Raw genomic sequence first — 22,908 nt, 5'->3', positions numbered from 1 at the left:
CACGCCCGAAGCAAAACCCGGCCGGTCAGCGCGGGTCGGCGCGGGTCGGCGCCGGTCAGCGATCGGGATCCGCTCGCTCGCGCGGCTCCACCCCGGCGACCATCTCGGCGAGCCGTGAACAGACCCGCTTGATCTCCTCGTGGGTCTCGTTCCGCTCGGTGATGACCGCCGCGAGCAGCAGGGCCGTCAGTGCCGCGGCGCCGTTGAAGGCCTGCAGCGTGACCATGTTGGTGAACAGGTCGCGACCGGCGAACGGGCCGTCCTCCCGGGCCGCGGCGAGGATCGTCAGCGTCGAAACCGCCAGCGCACACGGAGCGGCACCGGCCAGCTGGAATCGGAACGCGGCCCAGATCAGGAACGGGAAGGTGAGGAAGAGCAGGGTCGAGCCGGTGGTACTCGTCGCCAGAATCGTCACCAGGATCGTTCCCACAACCAGCGCTGCCGCTTCGATCCAGCGGCCGATGCCGGTCCTATGAGGCCACCGGGCCCTGTGGAGGACGAGGAGGAACGGAGTGACCACCAGGACCCCCATCGCGTCACCGGTCCACCACACCGACCACGTCGGCCAGAATTCGCTCGCGTCCAGCGCCCCGGAAAGCACCAGCACACCGCTTCCCGCGGTCGAGCTGATCAGCATCCCGGCCAGGGCGCCGAGGAAGACCAGCGCCAGTACGTCCCGCAGCCGGTCCAGCTCCTCGCGGAACTGCGCCCGACGCAGCAGCAGGTATGCGCAGACCGGAGCCAGGGTGTTGCCGGCGGCGATGGCCAGCACGGCGAGAACCGAAGGGCCGAGGGATGCGTTGACCAGGAGTGCGCCGAGCGCGATGCCCGGCCAGATCCGCAGACCGAACACGAACAGACCGGCCAGGGCCACCCCGGTCGGCGGCCACAGCGGAGTGACCTGACCGCGTACCAGCTGCTGAAGGAGCCCGAGCCGCGCGGCCCCGTAGTAGACGGCGGCGACAGCGAGGATCCACAGAGCAGCGGACCCGTAACGGCTGATCTCCGCAGTGCGCACCACAGCAGTCTGCGCTCCCGGTGAGCCTGCGGCGACTCCGCGGCGCAGGCCGGTCAGCCGGGTTCCGGCGGGCCGTCGTAGCGGACGACGAGGACGGCGGCATCGTCACGGTGACCGGTCTGCTCGGCCACCTTGATGACGGCGGAGGCCAGTACGTCGGGGTCGGCATCGAATCCCGCGCGCACCAGCCGGGCCACCTCGGCCAGACCGGCCTCCATCGGGTAGGTCGGTCCTTCCACGACCCCGTCGGTGAGCAGGACCAGGACCCCGGCCTCCGTCAGCCGACGGTGGGTCACCGGATAGCGCTCGCCCGCCAGGACGCCAAGGGGCGGGCCACCGCGGTCGAGGGCGATGCCGGAACGGCCGCCGGCGGTGGCCCAGACCATCGGGACATGGCCGGCCCGGGACACGGTGAGATCGCGGCTGACCGGGTCGAAACGCAGGAAACAACAGGTCGCGAAGAGGCCGAAACCCATTGATATCAGCAGGTCGTTGGTGCGGCTCAGTACCTCTCTCGGATCGCTCGTCGCCTCGGCGATGGCCCGCAGACTGGTGCGGACCTGCCCCATGAACGCGATGGCCTCGACGTCGTGGCCCTGCACATCGCCGATCGTGAGCCCGAGCGACCCGTCCATCATCAGGAAGGCGTCGTACCAGTCGCCGCCCACGTCAAGACCGTCCCGTGAGGGCGCGTAGCGGGCCGCGATGTGCACCCCGGGCAGCTGTGGCAGCCCGGGCGGGAGCATATGACGCTGCAGGGCCATGGCCAGCTCTGCGCGGGCCTGCTGCAGCTTGATCCGCTCCAGGGCCTGGTCGACAAGTCGCCCGAGGGTGAGGAGCAGTTGCTGCCCACTGTCGGACGGGTCGGTGCGATGTCCGGGCATGACCGCTCCGAGGGCTCCCACGTACTCCTCACCATAGCCGTCACCCCGGCCCACCACCCTTGCCGCGAAAACAGCAGGCCCTGCCGGGAAAGCAGCAGGCCCTGCCGGGAAAGCAGCAGGCCCCTGCCGGGAAAGCAGCAGGTCAGAACCGATTGTCAGTGGTGCCCTTCACGATGGACACATACGGCCACAGCGCCGTCACACGACGACGGAGGTTCGTCATGGCCAGCTCCTACGCAGCAGCCGCACACCGGCGCCGCGCCACCGGCCCTGCCCCCTCACCGACCGGACCGGCGAACGACATGCACCCCGTCCTGCGACGGGCCTCGGCACCACCCGCCGCCCTCGACCTGCTCGCCCAGGCCCGCACGGGACTTGACGAGGCCGCCACCCTCGAAACCCCCAACGAACGATTCGCCACGGCCCATCTGGCCGCCCTGCGCACCGCCGCCGCGGTCCTCGCCGCCCGTGGCCGCCCGGAGACCAGCGAGCGTCGCCGACAGCGGATACGCAGCGCCTGGGAAGTCCTTCCCGAGATCGCGCCGGAGCTGTCCGAGTGGAGCGTCCTGTTCGCCTCGGGCGCCCGCCGCCGGGCGCGCGCGGAGGCCGGCATACAGGGCGCGGCGAGCGGCCGCGACGCCGACGACCTGCTGCGTGACGCGGCCATGTTCCTGCGCCTCGTCGAGCGGATGCTGGTGCTCCAGCCGGTACTGCCGCAGCCCAGGACGGAGGGGGAGCCGGGTGGTGCCGTGGGGTGAGACGGAGGGCCGGGACGGTCGGCGAAGGCAATAGGGTGGGCTGCGTCTTCGACGTACAGCCGCCCGAGGAGTCAACTGCCGTGTCGGACCCGATGCGACCCCGCGCCGCTCTCCGTACCGCCGTGGTCTGGGAGGTCCTCAAGGACGCTCTCGACCGCCGGGTCAAGGTGACCGGGACGGATGCCCTGGACGTCCTCGACACCGGCGGCGGCACCGGCAACTTCGCGGTGCCCGTGGCCAAGCTCGGGCACCGCGTCACCGTCGTCGACCCCAGCCCCAACGCGCTCTTCGCGCTGGAGCGCCGCGCAGCCGAGGCCGGGGCGGCCGACCGGGTCCGCGGGGTGCAGGGCGATATCCACGGCCTGTTCGACGTCGTCGAGCGCGGCGGCTACGACGCCGTGCTGTGCCACGGGGTCCTGGAGTACGTGGACGACCCGGCCGAGGGCGTACGCAACGCGGTGGCCGCCCTCCGGCCCGCCGGCGCGCTCAGCCTGCTCGCCGCCGGGCTCGGCGGGGCGGTCCTGGCCCGTGCGCTGGCCGGGCACTTCAACGAGGCCCGCCAGGCGCTGTCCGACCCCGCGGGCCGCTGGGGCGCAGGCGACCCGGTGCCGCGACGCTTCACCGCCGAGCAGCTCGCCGAGCTCGTCGCGGACGCCGGCGTCGAGGTCGGTGCCGTGCACGGCGTAAGGATCTTCGCCGATCTGGTCCCGGGCGTCCTGGTGGACACCGAGCCCGGCGCCCTGGACGCGCTGCTCAAGCTGGAGGCCGCCGCCGCCGAGCTGCCCGCCTTCCACTCGGTCGCGACCCAGCTGCACGTACTGGGCGAGAAGCGGGGCTGATCAGCGGCGCAGCCGCACATGGAGTACGCCACAGACCACCCGATCGTGGCCTTCGCCCCGTATGATCGGGGGACACCATCCGGCATGACGGATCGGCGGTTGGGGAATCAACGCCTCAATGACCGGGCCGACGTGGCGGCCCGGACTGGCGGATTGGCGTTGAGGGCGGGTTTCACGGGGGCGGTTCCCTGCCTATCCTGAAAGGGCCGCATACCGGTCGCCCCCCGCGACCGACGACTAGGAGGACTCCGTGCCGCTCTCGGAGCACGAGCAGCGAATGCTCGAGCAGATGGAGCGAGCGCTGTACGCCGAAGATCCCAAGTTCGCTACAGCGCTTGAGGGAAGCGGGCTGCGTACGTACACCCGGCGACGGGTCTACCAAGCGGTCGCGGGCTTCCTGGTGGGTATCGCGCTCCTCATGGCCGGAATGGTCGCGCAGCAGATCTGGATCAGCGTGGTGGGGTTTCTCGTCATGCTCGGCTGTGCGGTTCTCGCGGTCACCGGTTGGCGCAAGGCGCCCAAACCGGGTGAGCAACAGACCCTGGGGGACACGGCGGAACCAGCTCGCCGCCAGCCCCGCCGGCGCAAGTCGATGATGGACCGAATCGAGCAGCGGTGGCAGCGCCGCCGCGACGAACAGGGCCACTGAACAGACCGCGGTTTCTCTCCGAGTGAGCCGCGGTCCTGGTTCGCAAAGCTTGCTGTACGGGTGAGGGGCGACGCTCTTGAGCGTCGCCCCTCACCCGTACTCGTGACCGTGCTTGAATCCGCCTCGTACCCGCCTCGGGTCAGCCTCGCTGCCGGGACGGGCGGCGCAGGACTCCCGACCACCGCTCCAGGGTGCGCCGACGGCGCGCGCCCCAGCGGTCCGTGAGCGCCGCCCAGCGCGCCGAGAGGGCCCACACCACCCGGACGGAGGAGCGGGGCGCGAGCAGTGCCCGCAGGCGGGTCCCACGGCCCACCCCGGCCCGGAGCCCGGCCCGGATCTGCTGGGTGTCCTCCTCCAGTGCCGTACCCGGCCGGGGCTCCGGGGCGTACAGCACCTGCTCCACGGCGCCGGCCATCCGGTGCATCGCCTCCGCCGACTCGTCCTCCAGCTTTCCCAGCCGGACGATGCGGGCGGCCGCCTTGCGCGGCGTCTGCGACTCGTCCGGCAGGATGCCGTGGTCCCAGGCCAGGTCGGAGATCTCGTGCCAGGCCGCCAGGGTCCGGGCCGACGCGGTCGCGGTCGCCTTCGCCCGGGCGGCCGCGGCGGCCTGCCCGCCGGAGGCCGCATCCCCGTCCAGCGATGTCCCGGCCGGGACATCCGCGGGCCTGCGGCCACCGGCGCGCAGGCGCTGGGACCGCGTCCTGATCCGCCACAGCATCGGCAGCAGAGGCAGCAGCACCAGCGCCACCACGCCCAGGGTCAACAGCAGCACGGACTTCACATCCGTCCCCGCGTCGGCGGGCGGCTGGATGTCACGCGGTGCGGCCGCTCCGCAGTCCCCGAGCCGCCTGGCCTGAGGCGGGCAGTTGTCCGAGGCGGAAGGCTCCGCGGTGGGCGCCGCCGAGCCGCTGGCCTCGGGCTGGCTCGGGCTGCTCGGCCCGCCGCCCGGCGACTGGTCCCGGGTGTAATCGGGAGCGGTGCCCCGGGTCGGGGTCGGCTCGAACCGCGTCCACCCCACGCCCTCGAAGTACAGCTCGGGCCAGGCGTGTGCCTCTTTCAGACCCACCGACATGGTGCCGTCCGAGAGCGGGGAGCCCGGAGTGAAGCCCACCGCGACCCGCGCCGGTATGCCCAGCGTCCTGGCCATCGCGGCCATCGAGAACGAGAAGTGGACGCAGAAGCCCTTCTTGTCCCTCAGGAAGCGGGTGATCGCGTTGACACCCGTCCCCGAGCGGACGTCGGTGTTGTAGCTGAAGCCGCCGCTCGCGGCGAACCAGTCCTGCAGCTTGACGGCCCTGTCGTAGTCGCTCGTGGCGCCCTTCGTCACGTCCAGTGCCGTGCGCTTCACCACGCTCGGCAGCGAATCGGGCACCTTGGTGTACTCCTTCACCAGCGCGTCGGGCGCCGGGGGCGCCGTGGCCAGCTGCTTGGCCGCCGGGTTCACCATGAGGCTGGTGACGGAGTACTGCGCACCGCGGGTGTCCTGCCCTCGGTCGCCGACCAGCGTTCGCCCGGCCGGCTCGTACCGCCAGCGGCCGCTGATCGCCACCTTCGTCGCCGGGTAGGGCATCGGCAGATAGTTCTGCTTGTACGAGCCCGCGGCCGAGATGTTCGTCCTGATCTCGGTGGTGCCGACCGACTGGCTCAGTCCGTCCGGCAGGGGCAGCACGCCCGGCACCTCGCCGATCGTGCGTTGCGAGGTTTTCCAGACCGCGCCGTCGAACTCGTCCAGCGCGACGATCCGCAGATACATGTCCTGGGTGCTCGTGGCGTTGGTGCGGTACCGGATGACCTCGCGGTTCTCCGGCTGGTTGAGGTTGTCCTGCAGTGAGACCAGCGGGTTCACCGCGGAGATGGTGCCACCGCCGGCGCCCGGGCCGTCCCCGCTGCCCGCACTGTCCAGCAGCCCGCCGTTCAGCGCCGGAAGTGCTGCCGGGACAACGAGCGCCACGCCCAGCGCGAGGGCGCCGATACGCCGCCCGGTGCGGACCGGTGCCAGCGGAGTACCGCCCGCCGGTTCGAACCCGGAGCCGGTACGCCCCTGAGCGGGCGCCGCTCCCCCGAAGACGCGGCCCCACTGGGACAGCCGGTCCCGGCCCTCGGCCAGCAGGAGCACCAGATATCCGGAGGCCGCGACCAGGAACCACAGCCAGCTCGCGCCGCCGCCGGAGAGCCCGGCGGCCACCGAGTAGAGCGCCAGCAGCGGCAGTCCGGCCGGGGCCGCCATGCGGAACGTCACCGCGAGCGTGTCCACGGCGAGGCCGATCACGAGCACGCCGCCGATCACCATCAGCCTGATGCCGTCCGTCGCCGGCGCCGGGATCGCGTACCGCCCGACGTCCTCGGCGCCCGCGTTCAGCAACTGGCCGAACTGCTGGAAGGCCTCGGGCCCCGGCAGTATGCCGAGGACCGCCTGGCCCCGGGCGAAGACCACGGTGAGCAGCAGCAGTACGACGAGGGCCTGCACCGCCACCGTCAGCGCTCTGGCCAGCGGCACCCGACGGGCGAGTGCGCCCACCCCGCTCTGGATCGCCAGCAGGAACGCCGCCTGCAGCATCCAGGAGGCCGGATCGACCAGCGGCAGCATCGCGCCCGCCGCCATCAGCGTGGCGGCGAAGGCGCAGAGTGCCAGCCTCCCGCGACCGCTCATGACCAACCCCCAGAGAAACCGTTCGTACCGCTGTCGGAGTACCCCGACGTCTCCGTGCGCTGACGAGCGGCCTGCGTCCACAGATCGGAGAGCTGCACCCCGGGCCCGACGGCGAGCGCCGTCCAGCCGGACTCGCGCAACTGCCTCAGACGCTCGTCCACCGCCCCGGCCACCGCGCCGTTCGTCACCCAGGTCCCGCTGTCCAGGACGAAGGCGACGGCGGCGCCACTGCGCTGCCGCATCCTGGCCGCCACGGCCGCCTGCTCCTCGTCCAGATCGCCGAAGAAGGCGACCAGCAGCCCTTCGTTCCCGCCGCGCAGTACGTCGTACGAGCGCGAGAGCCCGGCCCCGTCGGAGTGGTCGACGACCGCGAGCGTGTCCATCATCAGACCCGCGGAGTCCGCGGACTCCTGGGTCGATCCGGCGAAGCCGTCGGCCCCCTCACCGGGCACCGAGCTTCCGGTGTCCGTCAACAGCCGGACGGCGAAGCCCCGTCCCAGCATGTGCACCAGTGCGGAGGCCGCGCCCGACACCGCCCACTCGAAGGCGGAGTCGGGACCCGCGCCCTGATAGGCGAGCCGCCGGGTGTCGAGGAGAACCGTGCATCTGGCCCGCTGCGGCTGCTCCTCGCGGCGCACCATCAGCTCGCCGTAGCGCGCGGTGGAGCGCCAGTGGACCCGGCGCAGATCGTCGCCGTGGCGGTAGCTGCGCGGGATGATGTCGTCGTCGCCGGCCAGCGCGAGCGAGCGCTGGCGCCCGTCGCCGTACCCCGAGGCCTCGCCCGCGAGCCGCACGGGCGGCAGCGCCTCGGTCCGCGGTATGACGGTGAGGGTGTCGTACGCGCTGAAGGAGCGCGTCAGTTCGCACATCCCGAAGGGGTCGCTCAGCCGCAGCTGCAGCGGCCCGAGCGGATAGCGCCCGCGCAGATCGGAGCGCACCCGGTACGAGACCTCGCGCCGGCCGCCCGCCTCCACCCGGTCGAGCACGAATCTCGGCCGCGGCCCCAGCACGTACGGCACATGGTCCTGCAGCATCAGCAGCCCGGTGGGCAGCCGCGAGACATTGTCCATCCGCAGATGCACCCGCGCCTCGGACCCGGCGGGCACCCGCGACGGCGAGAGACGGCGGCTGCCCGCGACCCGGTAGCGGGTGCGGTACAGCACCGCCACACAGGCCAGCGGCAGTACGGCGAGCAGCAGCCCGACCCGGAGCAGGTCGCCCTGCCCCAGGACGTACGCGCACACCGCCGCCGCCACTCCGGCCGCAAGGAAGGAGCGGCCGCGCGTGGTCAGCCCGCCCAGGGCCGCCCGCAGTCCGCCCGCGTCCTTGCCTTCCGCGGCGGCGGGCGCCCCGGCCGACATCACAACCGCCGGGCGCCGGGCTGCTGGCCGTAGAGCGGCGGCTGAGCCGGCCGGCCCGGGACGTAGGCGCCGTCGGTGCCCCCGGTCGTGGGCACGGGGATGCGCTGCATGATCTCCTGCACCACCTGCTCGGCGGTACGGCGGTTCAACTGGGCCTGCGCGGTGGGCAGCAGCCGGTGCGCGAGCACCTGCACCGCCAGCGCCTGGACGTCGTCCGGCAGCGCGTAGTCACGGCCGCTGAGCGCGGCCGAGGCCTTCGCGGCACGCAGCAGATGCAGCGTGGCGCGCGGCGAGGCGCCGAGTCTGAGGTCCGGGTGGTTGCGGGTGGCCCCCACCAGCTCCACGGCGTACCGCCGCACGGAATCGGCGACATGGACCGTACGCACCGCTTCGATGAGCTTCACGATGTCGTGGGCGTGCGCCACCGGCTGGAGGTCGTCCAGCGGCGAGACGCCGCCGTGCACATCGAGCATCTGCAACTCGGCTTCGGCGCTGGGATAGCCGATCGACACCCGCGCCATGAAGCGGTCGCGCTGCGCCTCGGGCAGCGGGTACGTGCCCTCCATCTCCACCGGGTTCTGGGTGGCCACCACCATGAAGGGGCTGGGCAGTTCGTAGGTCTGCCCGTCGATGGTGACCTGGCGCTCCTCCATGGACTCCAGCAGCGCGGACTGGGTCTTGGGCGAAGCGCGGTTGATCTCGTCGCCGATCACGATCTGCGCGAAGATCGCGCCCGGCTTGAACTCGAAGTCACGGCGCTGCTGGTCGAAGATCGACACACCGGTGATGTCGGACGGCAGCAGGTCGGGCGTGAACTGGATGCGCCGGACCGAACAGTCGATGGATCTTGCCAGCGCCTTGGCCAGCATCGTCTTGCCCACGCCCGGCACATCTTCGATGAGCAGATGTCCCTCGGCGAGGAGCACGGTCAGCGAAAGCCGTACGACCTCAGGCTTGCCCTCGATCACACCCTCCACCGACCTGCGGACACGCTCCGCTGTGGTGGTCAGATCTGTGAGGCTCGCTCGATCGTCATAGGTCGTCACCCGGCCCTCCTCGGCCCGTTCTGCGGGCCGGTTGCTCTTCGGACGGCCCGGCCCACCCCAAAACACGGACACCGTCTCCGGAAGGTTCCGGATGGCGTCACACACGCATTCTTGTTGCCGTTACCGCTTCGTGTCACTCGCCTGTGGATAAGTGGGTGGGATATGCCGGTTTTGCTCTGTTTTCTCAGGGTGCTCGGCCGGTCACGCCGAGGGATCGATCTCCCGCAGCAGCCCGTCCGTCACATCGAACACGAAGCCGCGCACATCATCGGTGTGCGGCAGGAACGGCGAGGTCCGTACCCGCTGCATCGACTGCCGTACATCCTGGTCGACGTCCCGGAACGCCTCGACCGCCCAGGCGGGCCGCTGTCCGACCTCGTCCTCCAGCTCGTGCCGGAAGTCCTCGGTGATCGTCTCCAGACCGCAATTGGTGTGGTGGATGAGTATCACGCTGCGGGTGCCGAGCGCCCGCTGGCTGATGGTCAGCGACCGGATCACATCGTCCGTGACCACGCCGCCCGCATTCCGGATCGTGTGACAGTCGCCCAGCGCCAGACCGAGCGCGTCGTGCAGGTCGAGCCGGGCGTCCATGCAGGCCACGACGGCCACGTGCAGAACGGGGCGCGCGTCCATCCCGGGGTCCTGGAAGCCGGCGGCGTAGCGCTGGTTCGCCTCGACAAGACGATCTGTGACCGTGCCACCGGAACGCGCTGCGTCGGCGGGGTGGTGCGCGGAAGTCGACATGAGGATGACGGTAATGGGCACAGGCGGCCGAAGCCTGCTGTGAGAGGGGACAAAGAACATCATTGAGTCTTGGTGTGAGCTAACCCACAGGTGTGGAGCGGGCACGCCCGTACGGGTGAAGTGTCCGCATCCGTCACCCGTCCCCACGTGCTGCGCGCCACGCGCCATCCGGTTGATTGACCGGAAGGACCCGTGGACTAAAGTGACGCGCAGTTCACGGACACTTCCTGCACATTTCCAAGTTTCTCCCCGCGTGTGCGGCGTACGTACGGCCTCTTCAGCGGGCGGGGACCAGGCAGTACGTACACCCGCGCCGGACCATGAGAGGGCGCATGAGTCAGACCCGACACGTTCCGGTGATGCTCCAGCGGTGCCTGGACCTGTTGGCCCCGGCGCTGGAACAGCCGGGCGCGGTCGTCGTCGACTGCACCCTCGGCCTCGGCGGACACAGTGAGGCACTGCTCACACGGTTCCCTGACGCACACCTGGTCGCGCTCGACCGGGACAAGGAAGCACTGCGGCTGTCCGGCGAGCGGCTCGCACCCTTCGGCGACCGGGCCACGTTGGTGCACGCCGTCTACGACGAGCTGCCCGAGGTCCTGAGGCGGCTGAAGATCCCCCGCGTCCAGGGCATCCTGTTCGACCTCGGCGTCTCCTCCATGCAGCTCGACGAGGCCGACCGCGGATTCGCGTACGCCCAGGACGCTCCGCTCGACATGCGCATGGACCAGTCGACCGGCGTCAGCGCCGCCGAGGTGCTCAACACCTACCCGCCGGGCGAGCTGGTGCGGATCCTGCGCGCGTACGGCGAGGAGAAGCAGGCGAAGCGGATCGTCTCCGCGGTCGTACGGGAGAGGGAGAAGGAGCCCTTCTCCAACAGCGCCCGGCTCGTCGAGCTGATCCGTGACGCGCTGCCCCAGGCCGTCAAGCGCACCGGCGGCAACCCCGCCAAGCGCACCTTCCAGGCGCTGCGCATCGAGGTCAACGGCGAGCTGACGGTCCTGGAGCGGGCGGTCCCCGCCGCGGTGGGGGCGCTCGCGGTCGGCGGCCGGATCGCCGTGCTGTCGTACCACTCGCTCGAGGACCGGCTGGTCAAGCAGGTCTTCGCGGCGGGCGCGGCCAATACGGCGCCTCCCGGCCTGCCCGTCGTGCCGGAGAAGTACCAGCCGCGGCTCAAGCTGCTGACGCGAGGCGCGGAGCTCCCCACGGAGGAGGAGATCGCCGAGAACCGCCGTGCGGCGCCCGCGCGGTTCAGGGGAGCGCAGCGCATCCGGGAGGACGAACTGTGAGCAGTGGGGCGAGCGGGGAGTACAGGTGAGCGCGGCGGCCGGGCAGCTGAAGGGACGGGCCGCCCGGCTGGCCCGGCTGATGCCGTCGGGGCCGAGCACCGCGGCACGTACCCCCTTCGTCCTGCTGGTCGTGCTCCTTCTCGGTGGCGGGCTGATCACGCTGCTCCTGCTGAACTCCTCTCTCAACGAAGGCTCGTTCGAGCTGAGCGAGCTCAAGAAGAAGACCACCGAGCTCACCGACCAGCAGCAGGAGCTGCAGCGGGACGTGGACAGCTACTCCGCCCCCGGCGCCCTTGAGCGGCGGGCCCGCGAGCTGGGCATGGTGCCCGGTGGCAGCCCCGCTTTCCTGGACCCGGACGGCACGGTCCGCGGCGTGCCCCGAGAGGCCTCGGCGCAGCCCACCCCGGATCCGTCGCCCATGGAGAACCGGGAGTCGGTCGCCCCGACGCCCCCGGCCGCCGCCTCCCCGTCCGTCTCCGCGTCCCCTTCGGCCCCGGCCACCGCAGCCCCGTCCGCGGCAGCCCCGTCGACGTCTGCGGCCGCCCCGACGCGGACACAGAGGCAAACGCAGCCCCAGCCCCGGCCACAGACGCAGCAGTCCGCGCCCCAGCAGCCGCACAGGCCCGCGATCTCCAAGTCCACCAAGCCCACCAAGGCCTCCAAGCCGTCGCACACACCCGCGAAGCCGACCCCGACGACCCCCGGCAGGTGACGCAGTGCCCTCCAAGGAACCACCGCGGCGACGGGTTCCGAGCCCCGCCCGGCGGCCGTCCGCGCGCCCCGCACTCCGCCGCTCGCGTCCCGCGCAGCGCAGCACCCCGCGCCCGATCCGGCTCGGCAGCCCCCGCCCCCGGCTGCGGCTGGTCAGCCTCGGCCTGACCCTCGTGATGCTCGCCTTCGTCGTCCGGCTGCTCCAGGTCCAGGCCGTCGACGCGAGCGCGTACGCCGCCAAGGCCGAGAAGGATCGCTACTTCAGCCACAAGCTCACTGCCGAGCGCGGCGAGATCACCGACCGGGCCGGCATCGCCCTGGCCACCAGCGTCGACGCGTACGACATCACCGCCGACCCGCAGCTGTTCACGCCGAAGGAGAGCAAGGCTCCCGACGCGCCGGAACAGGCGGCCGCGCTGCTCGCCCCGATCCTCGGCAAGGACGTCTCCGAGCTCGCCAAGAAGCTCGGGACCCCCAAGTCCCGCTACACCGTGCTGGCCCGCCGCCAGACCCCCCAGGTCTGGAACCAGATCAAGGACCTCAAGGGCGTCTTCGCCGAGAAGGCCCGGGCCGACAAGCACAAGGGCGGCTCCGGCGCCAATGTGCTCCTCGGCGTCTTCCAGGAGCCCAGCAGCAAACGCGTCTACCCCAACGGCGATCTCGCCGCCGGGATACTGGGTTACGTCAACGGTGAGGGCAGGGGAGGCGGCGGCGTCGAGTCCATGCTCGACAAGGCGCTCGCGGGCCAGGACGGGCAGATCACCTACGCCCAGTCCGGCGGCCGGCGAGTCCCCACCGCGGGCTCCCGTGAGGTCCCCGCGGTCCCCGGCTCGGATATCGAGCTGACCATCGACCGCGACATCCAGTGGGCCGCCCAGCAGGCCATCGCCGAGCAGGTGAAGAAGTCCAAGGCCGACCGCGGCTACGTGATGGTGCAGAACACCCAGACCGGCGAGGTCCTCGCCATGGCCAACGCGCCCGGCTTCGACCCCAACGACCTCTCCCAGGCCAATTCGGCTGCCATGGGCAATGCCGCGCTCCAGGACGCGTACGAGCCGGGCTCCACCGCCAAGGTGATGTCCATGGCCGCCGTGCTGGAGGAGAAGGCCGCCACGCCCGCCACCCATGTCGTCGTCCCCAACCGGCTGCACCGCGGCGACCGGCTCTTCAAGGACGACATCGACCACCCCACCTGGAACCTCACGCTCAACGGCGTACTTTCCAAGTCCAGCAACATCGGCACGATCCTGGCGACCGGCCAGCTCGGCAAGACCCAGCCGGCGGCCAACCAGGTGCTCTACTCCTACCTGCGGAAATTCGGCCTGGGCAGCCCGAGCGGGCTCGGTTATCCGGGCGAGACGCCCGGCATCCTCGCCAAGCCGCAGGACTGGTCCACCTCGCAGCAGTACACGATCCCGTTCGGCCAGGGCCTCTCGCTCAGCGCCATGCAGGCGGCCTCCGTCTACTCGACGATCGCCAACGGCGGTGTACGCGTCGAACCCACCCTGATCCGCGGCACCAAGGGGCCCGACGGGCGGTTCACCCCGGCCGCCGCCCCCAAGAAGACGCGCGTGGTCAGCGAGGCGACCGCCAAGACGCTGGCCACCATGCTGGAGTCGGTCGTCGACGACGAGGAAGGTACGGGCACCAGGGCTCGTATCCCCGGCTACCGCGTCGCGGGCAAGACCGGAACGGCCAACCGCGTCGATCCGGAGCTCGGCCGCTATAAGGGCTACACCGCCTCCTTCGCCGGCTTCGCGCCCGCCGACCAGCCGCGGATCACCGTCTACTGCGCCATCCAGAACCCCACCAAGGGCAGCTACTTCGGCGGCCAGATCTGCGGCCCGATCTATCAGAAGGTCATGGAGTTCGCCCTCAAGACCCTCCAGGTCGCACCGACCGGCAGTACTCCCGCCCGGCTGCCCGTCACCTTCGAACCCGGCGAGTGACCCGGAGGAACCACCAGTGACAACGATCACCTCCGATTCCGGGAACCGCCCGGACCGCAGTACCCGCAAGGCCCCCTCCTTTTCGCCCGGGCCGGGTGCGCCGGGTACGCTCACCGCCGTGTCACACGCTGATCAGTACCGAACCGCCCAGCCGGACGTCCGCGCGGGGCACCCGGGAGCGCCCCGTCCGGACCGGCCCCGCCCGACCCCGCTCGGGGAGCTGGCCGCCCGGCTGGGCGCGAAGAGCCCGGCCCCCGGTGAGGTCACCGGCATCACCCACGACTCCCGGGCGGTACGCCCCGGTGACGTGTACGCGGCCCTGCCGGGCGCCCGCTTCCACGGCGCCGACTTCGCCGCGCAGGCCGCCGACCTCGGGGCTGCCGCGATCCTCACCGACCCGGCGGGTGCCGAGCGCGCCGCCGCGACCGGCCTGCCGGTCCTGGTCACCGAGAACCCGCGCGGCCGTATGGGCGAGCTGGCAGCCGAGATCTACGGGCATCCCGGCGAGGACCTGCTCCAGATCGGGATCACCGGCACCTCCGGCAAGACCACCACGGCGTATCTCGTCGAGGGCGGGCTCCGGAGGGCGGGCCGCTCGACCGGTCTGATCGGCACGGTCGAGATGCGTATCGGCGACGAGCGCATCAAGTCCGAGCGCACCACCCCCGAGGCCACCGATCTCCAGGCACTGTTCGCCGTCATGCGCGAGCGTGGCGTCGACTCGGTCGCCATGGAGGTCTCCAGCCACGCCCTCGTGCTCGGCCGGGTCGACGGCTGCGTCTTCGACGTCGCCGTCTTCAACAACCTCAGCCCCGAGCACATGGAATTCCACTCCGGCATGGAGGACTACTTCCAGGCGAAGGCTCAGCTGTTCACCCCGCGCCGCAGCAGGCTCGGGGTCGTCAACTTCGATGACGAGCACGGCCGCAGGCTGGTCAAGGAAGCGACCGTCCCGGTCACCACCTTCTCCGCCGAGGGCCACCCGGACGCCGACTGGCGGGCCGAGAACGTTGAAATCAGCGCAGTCGGCTCGATTTTCACCGCGGTCGGCCCTGAGGGCGAGCGCATCCGCGCCCGGGCCCCGCTGCCAGGACCCTTCAACGTCGCCAACACCCTGGCGGCCGTCGTCACCCTCGCCGTCGCCGGCATCGACCCGCAGACCGCCGCCGACGGCATCGCCGCCGTCCCCGGCGTGCCGGGCCGCCTGGAGCGCGTCGACGCGGGCCAGCCGTACCTCGCCGTCGTCGACTACGCCCACAAGACGGACGCCGTCGAATCGGTCCTGCGCTCCCTGCGCAAGGTCACCGAGGGCAAGGTGCACATCGTGCTCGGCTGCGGCGGCGACCGGGATGTGACCAAGCGCGGCCCGATGGGCGCGGCCGCCGCCCGCCTCGCCGACACCGCCGTGCTGACCTCCGACAACCCCCGCTCCGAGGACCCGCTCGCGATCCTCGCCGCGATGCTCGCGGGCGCCGCCGAGGTGCCGATCCATGAGCGCGGCGACGTCCTGGTGGAGGCCGATCGGGCAGCGGCCATCGCGGCGGCCGTCGCCCGCGCACGCCCGGGCGACACCGTGCTGATCGCGGGCAAGGGCCACGAGCAGGGCCAGGACATCGCCGGAGTGGTCCGCCCCTTCGACGACCGTCAGGTACTTCGCGCAGCAATCGAGAACAGTCAGGGATGACCCAGTGATCGCCCTCTCCCTCGCCGAGATCGCCGAAATCGTCGGCGGGCAGTCGTACGACATACCGGATCCGGCCGTACGGGTCACCGGTCCCGTCGTCATCGACTCCCGCGCGGTCCGGCCCGGCAGCCTCTTCGCCGCCTTCGCCGGCGAGCACGTCGACGGCCACGACTACGCACGGAGCGCGGTGGCGGCAGGTGCGGCGGCCGTACTCGCCACCCGCCCCGTCGGCGTACCCGCGATCGTGGTGCCCGACGTCACCGTCGCGCTCGGAGCCCTCGCCCGCACCATCGTCGAACGCCTCGGCACCACCGCCGTCGCGCTCACCGGCTCCTCCGGCAAGACCAGCACCAAGGACCTCATCGCCCAACTCCTCGAGCGCAAGGGCCCCACGGTCTACCCGGCGGGCAATCTGAACAACGAGATCGGCCTGCCGCTGACCGCGCTGCGGGCCGTCGAGGACACCGAGCACCTCGTCCTCGAAATGGGCGCCCGCTACATCGGCGACATCCGCTATCTCAGCGGCCTGGTCCCGCCGAAGGTCTCTCTCGTACTGAACGTCGGCACCGCCCACATCGGCGAGTTCGGCGGCCGTGAGCAGATCGCCGAGGCCAAGGGCGAGATCGTCGAGTGTCTGCCCGAGGACGGAGTCGCCGTGCTCAACGCCGACGACCCCCTCGTACGCGCCATGTCCTCCCGTACCAAGGCCCGTGTGGTCCTCTTCGGAGAGGCCGCGGACGCCGACGTACGTGCCGAGAATGTCCGGCTCACCGAGCACGGACAGCCCGCCTTCACGCTCCACACCCCCACCGGGTGCAGTGACGTGACCATGCGGCTGTACGGTGAGCACCACGTGTCGAACGCGCTCGCCGCGGCCGCCGTCGCCCATGAGCTGGGCATGTCCGTCGACGAGATCGCCCTCGCGCTCTCCGAGGCGGGCACCCTCTCCCGCTGGCGCATGGAGGTCACCGAGCGTCCGGACGGCGTGACGATCGTCAATGACGCCTACAACGCGAACCCCGAGTCCATGAGAGCCGCACTGCGTGCGCTCGCTGCCATGGGCCGGGGGCGGCGGACCTGGGCGGTGCTCGGCCAGATGGCCGAGCTCGGCGACGAGGCGCTCGCCGAGCACGACGCGGTCGGACGGCTCGCTGTCCGGCTCAACGTCAGCAAGCTCGTCGCAGTCGGGGGCAGGGAAGCGTCCTGGCTGCAACTGGGCGCATATAACGAGGGTTCGTGGGGTGAGGAGTCGGTGCACGTGTCCGACGCGCAGGCGGCGGTCGACCTGTTGCGCAGTGAGCTGCGTCCGGGAGACGTCGTGCTGGTGAAGGCTTCCAGGTCGGTCGGGCTCGAGCGGGTCGCCCAGGCACTGCTCGAGAACACGACCGAGGGTGAGGTCACCGGCCGATGAGGCAGATCCTCTTCGCGGGAGCCATCGGGCTCTTCCTGACCCTGGTCGGAACCCCGCTGCTGATCAAGCTCCTTGCCCGCAAGGGTTACGGGCAGTTCATCCGGGACGACGGCCCGCGCAGCCACGGAAGCAAGAAGGGCACGCCCACCATGGGCGGTATCTCCTTCATCCTGGCCACGTTCATCGCGTACGCCCTGGCCAAGGTGATCACCGGCGAGGACCCGACGTTCTCGGGTGTGCTGGTGCTCTTCCTGATGGGCGGCATGGGCGTGGTCGGCTTCCTGGACGACTACATCAAGATCGTCAAGCAGCGCTCGCTCGGTCTGCGGGCCAAGGCGAAGATGGCGGGACAGCTGATCGTCGGCATCGCCTTCGCCGTGCTGTCGCTGCAGTTCGCGGACAACCGGGGCAACACCCCGGCCTCCACGAAGCTTTCGTTCATCACGGACTTCGGCTGGTCCATCGGCCCGGTGATCTTCGTCCTCTGGGCGCTGTTCATGATTCTCGCCATGTCGAACGGCGTGAACCTGACGGACGGTCTGGACGGCCTGGCCACCGGTGCGTCGGTGATGGTCTTCGGGGCGTACACCTTCATCGGGCTCTGGCAGTTCCAGGAGTCCTGCGCCAACGCGGTGACGCTGACCAACCCCAACGCCTGCTTCGAGGTACGCGATCCACTCGACCTCGCGGTCGTCGCCTCCGCCCTGATGGGCGCATGCTTCGGCTTCCTGTGGTGGAACACCTCACCTGCCAAGATCTTCATGGGTGACACCGGCTCGCTCGCCCTGGGCGGCGCGCTCGCGGGTCTGGCGATCTGCTCCCGTACGGAGCTGCTGCTGGCCCTCCTCGGCGGCCTCTTCGTGATGATCACCATGTCGGTGGTCATCCAGGTCGGCTCCTTCAAGATGACCGGCAAGCGGGTCTTCCGGATGGCGCCGCTCCAGCACCACTTCGAACTCAAGGGGTGGTCCGAAGTCCTTGTGGTGGTCAGGTTCTGGATCATCCAGGGCATGTGCGTGATCGTGAGTCTGGGCCTCTTCTACGCGGGATGGGCAGCCGACAAGTGAGCACCTGGCAGGGCAAGAAGGTCACCGTCGCGGGACTCGGCGTGAGCGGCATCCCCGCCGCCCGGGTGCTGCACGGCCTCGGTGCCGTCGTCACGGTCGTCAACGACGGGGACGACGAGCGCTCCCGTACGCAGGCGGCCGAGCTGGAGGCGGAGGGGATCACCGTCCGCCTCGGCGACGGATCTTCCCTGCCCGCCGGTACCGAGCTCATCGTCACCACGCCCGGCTGGAAGCCGGCCAAGCCGCTCTTCCTGGCCGCCACCGAGGCGGGCGTCCCGGTATGGGGCGACGTGGAGCTGGCGTGGCGCCTGCGGGGTCCGGACGCCGCTCCCTGGCTCGCGGTCACCGGCACCAACGGCAAGACCACGACCGTACGCATGCTCGCCTCGATCCTCGAGGCCGCGGGCCTGCGCACGGCTGCCGTCGGCAACATCGGCGTCTCGCTGCTCGACGCGGTCCTCGGCGATACGACGTACGACGTACTCGCCGTCGAACTCTCCAGCTACCAGCTGCACTGGGCGCCCTCGCTGCGCGCCCACTCGGCCGCCGTGCTCAACCTGGCGCCGGACCACCTCGACTGGCACGGCTCCATGGAGGCGTACGCCGCCGACAAGGGCCGTATCTACGAGGGCAACACGGTCGCCTGTGTCTACAACGCCGACGACAAGGCGACCGAGGACCTGGTGCGCGAGGCCGACGTCGAGGAGGGCTGCCGGGCGATCGGCTTCACCCTCGGCACGCCCGGCCCCTCCCAACTCGGCGTTGTCGACGGCATCCTGGTCGACCGCGCCTTCGTGGACAACCGGCACAAGCAGGCCCAGGAGCTCGCGGAGGTCGCGGACGTCAGGCCGCCGGCCCCGCACAACATCGCCAACGCCCTCGCGGCGGCCGCGCTCGCCCGCGCCTTCGGCGTCCCGCCCGCCGCCGTACGCGACGGACTGCGGGCCTTCCGCCCCGACCCGCACCGCATCGAGCACGTCCAGGACGTGGCCGGTGTGGCGTACATCGACGACTCCAAAGCCACCAACACCCATGCCGCGGAGGCCTCCCTGGCGGCCTACGACCCGATCGTGTGGATCGCGGGCGGCCTGGCCAAGGGGGCGACCTTCGACGAGCTCGTGGAGAGGTCGGCAAAGCGACTGCGCGGAGTCGTACTGATCGGAGCGGACCGCGCCCTGATCGCCGAAGCCCTCGCGCGACACGCCCCGGAGGTCCCGGTCGTCGACCTCGACCGGACAGACACTGGGGCGATGTCGGCGGCGGTCCGGGAAGCAGCAGGGCTCGCCCGGCCCGGGGATACGGTTCTGCTGGCCCCGGCGTGTGCCTCGATGGACATGTTCGCCAACTACAACAAGCGAGGCGAGGCGTTCGCGGACGCGGTCCGCGCACTCGCAGAACGCGCCTGACCGGCCCGACCCCCGCGCTGCCGCGCCGCGCACACCTGGAGGGGACAGCCAGCATGGATATCCAGCCCGTGGGGGCACCTCCCAGCGGTAGCCGGGGGAGATTGAGGACGAAGCTGTCGCCGGACGGGCCCGCACGCGCCGCTGTCGGCCTCCCCGGGCTCGCGCTGCGGGGCCGCGCCGGGGGAGCCGTACGCCGCCCAGCCGTCGCCCGCGGCACCGACCGCAGGCCCAGCCCGCCGCGACCGCCCCGCGGCCGCGGCCTCCGGCGGCTGTACGAGCAGGCGCGCCGGGCCTGGGACCGGCCGCTGACCGCGTACTACCTCATCCTCGGCAGCAGCCTCCTGATCACCGTCCTCGGCCTGGTCATGGTGTACTCCGCCTCGATGATCAAGGCGCTGGAGCTCTCGCTCCCCGCCTCGTACTTCTTCCGCAAGCAGTTCCTCGCCGCGGCGATCGGCACCGTGCTGCTCCTGGTCGCGTCGCGGATGCCCGTCACCCTGCACCGGGCCCTGTCCTACCCGCTCCTCATGGGCGCCGTCTTCCTGATGGTGCTCGTCCAGGTCCCCGGGATAGGACATGCGGTCAACGGCAACCAGAACTGGATCTATCTCGGCGGCCCGTTCCAGCTCCAGCCCAGTGAGTTCGGCAAGCTGGCGCTGATCCTGTGGGGCGCCGATCTGCTCGCCCGTAAACAGGACAGGCGGCTGCTGACCCAGTGGAAGCACATGCTCGTGCCGCTCGTCCCGGTCGCCTTCATGCTGCTCGGTCTGATCATGCTCGGCGGCGACATGGGTACGGCGATCATCCTCACCGCGATCCTCTTCGGCCTGTTGTGGCTGGCCGGAGCGCCGACCCGGCTCTTCGCCGGTGTGCTCGCCATCGCCGGCTTCGTCGGCTTCGTACTGATCAAGACCAACGAGAACCGCATGTCACGGCTCTCCTGCATCGGCGCCATCGACCTCGGCCCCCAAGGCGAGTGCTGGCAGGCCGTGCACGGCATCTATGCTCTTGCCTCTGGCGGATGGTTCGGTTCCGGCCTGGGTGCAAGTGTGGAAAAATGGGGTCAACTCCCCGAACCTCACACCGATTTCATCTTCGCCATCGCCGGGGAGGAACTGGGCCTGGCGGGGACGCTGTCGGTGCTCGCCCTCTTCGCGGCTCTAGGCTATGCGGGTATCCGCGTGGCCGGATGCACGGAGGACCCCTTCGTGAGGTACGCGGCGGGAGGTGTGACCACCTGGATCACGGCTCAGGCCGTGGTCAACATCGGTGCGGTGCTCGGTCTGCTGCCGATCGCCGGTGTCCCGCTCCCGCTGTTCTCCTACGGAGGGTCGGCCCTCCTGCCGACCATGTTCGCGGTGGGGCTGCTGATTGCCTTCGCGCGAGAGGATCCCGCCGCGAGGGCGGCCCTGGCCATGCGGAGGCCCGGGGTGAGATGGAAGACGATCAGACGGCGCGCCAAGAAGCGTCCGTCCGGAGAGCGGTGAATTTCGGTGCATGTCGTACTCGCCGGTGGGGGGACCGCCGGCCATATCGAGCCCGCGCTCGCCCTCGCGGACGCCCTGCGCAGGCAGGACCCGACCGTGGGAATCACGGCCCTCGGCACGGAGAAGGGGCTCGAGACCAGGCTCGTACCCGAGCGGGGATACGAGCTGGCGCTCATCCCTGCCGTTCCGCTGCCGCGCAGGCCTACCCCTGAGCTGATCACGGTCCCCGGACGACTGCGCGGCACCATCAAGGCCGCCGAGCAGATCCTGGAGCGTACGAAGGCGGACTGCGTCGTCGGCTTCGGCGGCTATGTCGCGCTGCCCGGCTATCTGGCCGCCAAGCGGCTCGGGGTGCCGATCGTGGTCCACGAGGCCAACGCCCGGCCCGGCCTGGCCAACAAGATCGGTTCGCGGTACGCCGCGGGCGTGGCCGTCGCCACCCCCGACAGCAAGCTGCGCAACTCCCGCTACATCGGCATCCCGCTGCGCCACACCATCGCCACCCTCGACCGCGCGCGGGTGCGCCCCGAGGCACGCGCCGCCTTCGGTCTCGACCCCAACCTGCCGACGCTGCTGGTGTCCGGCGGCTCGCAGGGCGCCCGCCGCCTCAACGAGGTGATCCAGCAGATCGCTCCGGTGCTGCAGCGCTCCGGCATCCAGATCCTGCACGCGGTCGGTCCGAAGAACGAACTGCCGCGCGTGGACAACATGCCCGGTATGCCGCCCTACATCCCGGTACCGTACGTGGACCGGATGGACCTCGCGTACGCCGCGGCCGACATGATGCTCTGCCGCGCGGGCGCGATGACCGTCGCCGAACTCTCCGCCGTCGGGCTGCCTGCCGCATACGTACCGCTGCCGATCGGCAACGGCGAACAGCGGCTCAATGCCCAGCCTGTGGTGAAGGCCGGCGGCGGACTGCTGGTCGACGACGCCGAACTGACCCCCGAGTGGGTCCAGGGGCATGTCCTTCCGGTGCTCGCCGATCCGCACCGGCTGTACGAGATGTCCCGTGCGGCCGCCGAGTTCGGCCGCAGGGATGCCGACCAGCTGCTCGTCGGCATGGTGTACGAGGCGATTGCTGCACGCCGCAAGGCGTGAGGAGGCAGGGGAGCGTGGCCGGACCGACCACCGCCGAACGTGGCGCACGCAGGCCGTCCGACGGGGCGGACGGGTCGCCCCTGCCGTCCCGGCAGGGTCCCCCGGCCCGGCGGCTGCGCCTCCCCGGCCGCCGCGCCCTTTTGATCGCCAGTGCCGTCATCGTGCTTCTCGCGGGCGGAATCTGGACGCTTTACGGCTCCGAATGGCTGCGCGTGGAGCGTGTGACGACCACCGGAACCGAGGTTCTGACACCGGGTGAAGTGGAAGCGGCGGCAGCCGTTCCGATCAAGACACCGCTGATTTCCGTCGATACGGACGCCATTGAGGCCCGGCTGCGGCATAAGCTGCCCCGTATCGACTCGGTGGATGTGGTCCGGTCATGGCCGCACGGGATCGGTCTGAGAGTGACCGAGCGAAAGCCGGTCCTGCTTTTCGAAAAGGGCGCAAAGTTCATCGAAGTGGACGCGAAGGGTGTCCGGTTCGCCACGGTGGACAAGGCACCCAAGGCTGTTCCGCTGCTCGAATTGGCAGTGGACCAGTCTCCTAGTCTGCGGCGTTTCGGCGCGGACCGGCTCCTTGTGGAGGCGGTCCGGGTCAGGGGCGAACTCCCCGGAAAAGTCGCCGCGGACACAAGAACGGTCACGGTGCGCTCGTACGACTTCATCACCCTGGAGTTGAGCCGGGACCGTACGGTGGTCTGGGGCAGCCCCGAGGAGGGCGAGGCGAAGGCGCGCGCACTCACCGCGCTGATGAAAGCCGCACCGAAGGCCCGGCACTTCGATGTAAGTGCTCCCACCGCCCCTGCCGCATCAGGGAGTTGACGCACAAAAGTGCTGGCCAGCACCCTGGTTGGT

At 70.8% G+C, this 22,908-nt stretch carries 19 protein-coding genes; 13 read left to right on the top strand and 6 right to left on the bottom strand.

The window, feature by feature from the left end; all coding sequences use genetic code 11:
• Window positions 1-55: 55 nt before the first annotated feature.
• Window positions 56-1,018, bottom strand: a complete 963-nt coding sequence (locus tag SLUN_RS10305; RefSeq protein ID WP_108154645.1) for an MASE1 domain-containing protein — start codon at window positions 1,016-1,018, stop codon at window positions 56-58.
• A 53-nt stretch (window positions 1,019-1,071) separates the two neighbouring features.
• Window positions 1,072-1,902, bottom strand: a complete 831-nt coding sequence (locus SLUN_RS10300; protein ID WP_108148203.1) for a PP2C family protein-serine/threonine phosphatase — start codon at window positions 1,900-1,902, stop codon at window positions 1,072-1,074.
• 221 nt (window positions 1,903-2,123) lie between these two features.
• On the opposite strand from SLUN_RS10300, the gene SLUN_RS10295 reads away from it, so the two are divergent.
• The 3 genes from SLUN_RS10295 (at window position 2,124) to SLUN_RS10285 (ending at window position 4,148) form a co-directional block, all read left to right on the top strand.
• Window positions 2,124-2,660, top strand: coding sequence for an SAV_6107 family HEPN domain-containing protein (locus SLUN_RS10295; protein WP_108148202.1), 537 nt, complete (start codon window positions 2,124-2,126; stop codon window positions 2,658-2,660).
• An 80-nt stretch (window positions 2,661-2,740) separates the two neighbouring features.
• The gene (locus SLUN_RS10290) at window positions 2,741-3,499 is read left to right on the top strand and encodes a class I SAM-dependent methyltransferase (protein ID WP_108154644.1); all 759 of its coding nucleotides are present in this window, start codon (window positions 2,741-2,743) and stop codon (window positions 3,497-3,499) included.
• Window positions 3,500-3,749: 250 nt separating this feature from the next.
• Entirely contained in the window at window positions 3,750-4,148 is a 399-nt protein-coding gene (locus SLUN_RS10285) for an SCO2097 family morphological protein (protein WP_108148201.1), read from the top strand.
• A 139-nt stretch (window positions 4,149-4,287) separates the two neighbouring features.
• Here the strand turns inward: SLUN_RS10285 and SLUN_RS10280 are convergent, their stop codons facing one another.
• The 4 genes from SLUN_RS10280 to SLUN_RS10265 form a co-directional block, all read right to left on the bottom strand.
• Complete coding sequence (locus SLUN_RS10280; protein ID WP_175314060.1) at window positions 4,288-6,798, bottom strand: transglutaminase TgpA family protein; 2,511 nt, start codon at window positions 6,796-6,798, stop codon at window positions 4,288-4,290.
• On the bottom strand, window positions 6,795-8,159 hold the full coding sequence (locus SLUN_RS10275) for a DUF58 domain-containing protein (protein WP_108148199.1): 1,365 nt from the start codon (window positions 8,157-8,159) through the stop codon (window positions 6,795-6,797). The genes SLUN_RS10280 and SLUN_RS10275 overlap by 4 nt, the downstream gene beginning before the upstream one ends.
• A complete protein-coding gene (locus SLUN_RS10270; RefSeq protein WP_108148198.1) occupies window positions 8,159-9,205 on the bottom strand; it encodes an AAA family ATPase in 1,047 nt (348 codons plus the stop codon). Before SLUN_RS10270 ends, SLUN_RS10275 begins: the two co-directional genes overlap by 1 nt.
• 201 nt (window positions 9,206-9,406) lie before the next feature.
• Complete coding sequence (locus SLUN_RS10265; protein ID WP_246339645.1) at window positions 9,407-9,949, bottom strand: beta-class carbonic anhydrase; 543 nt, start codon at window positions 9,947-9,949, stop codon at window positions 9,407-9,409.
• 332 nt (window positions 9,950-10,281) lie between these two features.
• Between SLUN_RS10265 and rsmH the strand changes: the two genes are divergently transcribed.
• The 10 genes from rsmH (at window position 10,282) to SLUN_RS10215 (ending at window position 22,875) form a co-directional block, all read left to right on the top strand.
• Window positions 10,282-11,238 carry a 16S rRNA (cytosine(1402)-N(4))-methyltransferase RsmH gene (gene rsmH, locus SLUN_RS10260; protein WP_108148196.1) on the top strand — a complete coding sequence of 319 codons (957 nt, stop codon included), beginning with the start codon at window positions 10,282-10,284 and terminating at the stop codon, window positions 11,236-11,238.
• A gap of 25 nt (window positions 11,239-11,263) precedes the next feature.
• Window positions 11,264-11,950 (top strand): cell division protein FtsL, encoded by a 687-nt coding sequence (ftsL, locus tag SLUN_RS10255; RefSeq protein ID WP_257153698.1) that lies wholly within the window; start codon window positions 11,264-11,266, stop codon window positions 11,948-11,950.
• A gap of 4 nt (window positions 11,951-11,954) precedes the next feature.
• Window positions 11,955-13,898, top strand: a complete 1,944-nt coding sequence (locus SLUN_RS10250) for a peptidoglycan D,D-transpeptidase FtsI family protein (protein WP_108148195.1) — start codon at window positions 11,955-11,957, stop codon at window positions 13,896-13,898.
• Between the two features lie 16 nt (window positions 13,899-13,914).
• Window positions 13,915-15,582: a UDP-N-acetylmuramoyl-L-alanyl-D-glutamate--2,6-diaminopimelate ligase gene (locus tag SLUN_RS10245; RefSeq protein ID WP_108148194.1), complete on the top strand. Its 1,668-nt coding sequence runs from the start codon at window positions 13,915-13,917 to the stop codon at window positions 15,580-15,582.
• Window positions 15,583-15,586: 4 nt separating this feature from the next.
• Complete coding sequence (locus tag SLUN_RS10240; RefSeq protein WP_108148193.1) at window positions 15,587-16,993, top strand: UDP-N-acetylmuramoyl-tripeptide--D-alanyl-D-alanine ligase; 1,407 nt, start codon at window positions 15,587-15,589, stop codon at window positions 16,991-16,993.
• On the top strand, window positions 16,990-18,060 hold the full coding sequence (mraY, locus tag SLUN_RS10235) for a phospho-N-acetylmuramoyl-pentapeptide-transferase (RefSeq protein WP_108148192.1): 1,071 nt from the start codon (window positions 16,990-16,992) through the stop codon (window positions 18,058-18,060). The genes SLUN_RS10240 and mraY overlap by 4 nt, the downstream gene beginning before the upstream one ends.
• Complete coding sequence (gene murD / locus SLUN_RS10230) at window positions 18,042-19,466, top strand: UDP-N-acetylmuramoyl-L-alanine--D-glutamate ligase (RefSeq protein WP_108148191.1); 1,425 nt, start codon at window positions 18,042-18,044, stop codon at window positions 19,464-19,466. The genes mraY and murD overlap by 19 nt, the downstream gene beginning before the upstream one ends.
• Before the next feature lie 164 nt (window positions 19,467-19,630).
• The gene (ftsW, locus tag SLUN_RS10225) at window positions 19,631-20,953 is read left to right on the top strand and encodes a putative lipid II flippase FtsW (protein ID WP_371413906.1); all 1,323 of its coding nucleotides are present in this window, start codon (window positions 19,631-19,633) and stop codon (window positions 20,951-20,953) included.
• A gap of 6 nt (window positions 20,954-20,959) precedes the next feature.
• A complete protein-coding gene (murG, locus tag SLUN_RS10220) occupies window positions 20,960-22,054 on the top strand; it encodes an undecaprenyldiphospho-muramoylpentapeptide beta-N-acetylglucosaminyltransferase (protein ID WP_108148190.1) in 1,095 nt (364 codons plus the stop codon).
• Between the two features lie 14 nt (window positions 22,055-22,068).
• A complete protein-coding gene (locus tag SLUN_RS10215; protein WP_108148189.1) occupies window positions 22,069-22,875 on the top strand; it encodes a cell division protein FtsQ/DivIB in 807 nt (268 codons plus the stop codon).
• Window positions 22,876-22,908: the final 33 nt, after the last annotated feature.

The organism is Streptomyces lunaelactis (assembly GCF_003054555.1).
In the GTDB taxonomy this organism is placed as follows: Bacteria; Actinomycetota; Actinomycetes; order Streptomycetales; family Streptomycetaceae; genus Streptomyces; species Streptomyces lunaelactis.
This window is presented reverse-complemented; position numbering and strand designations above follow the sequence as displayed.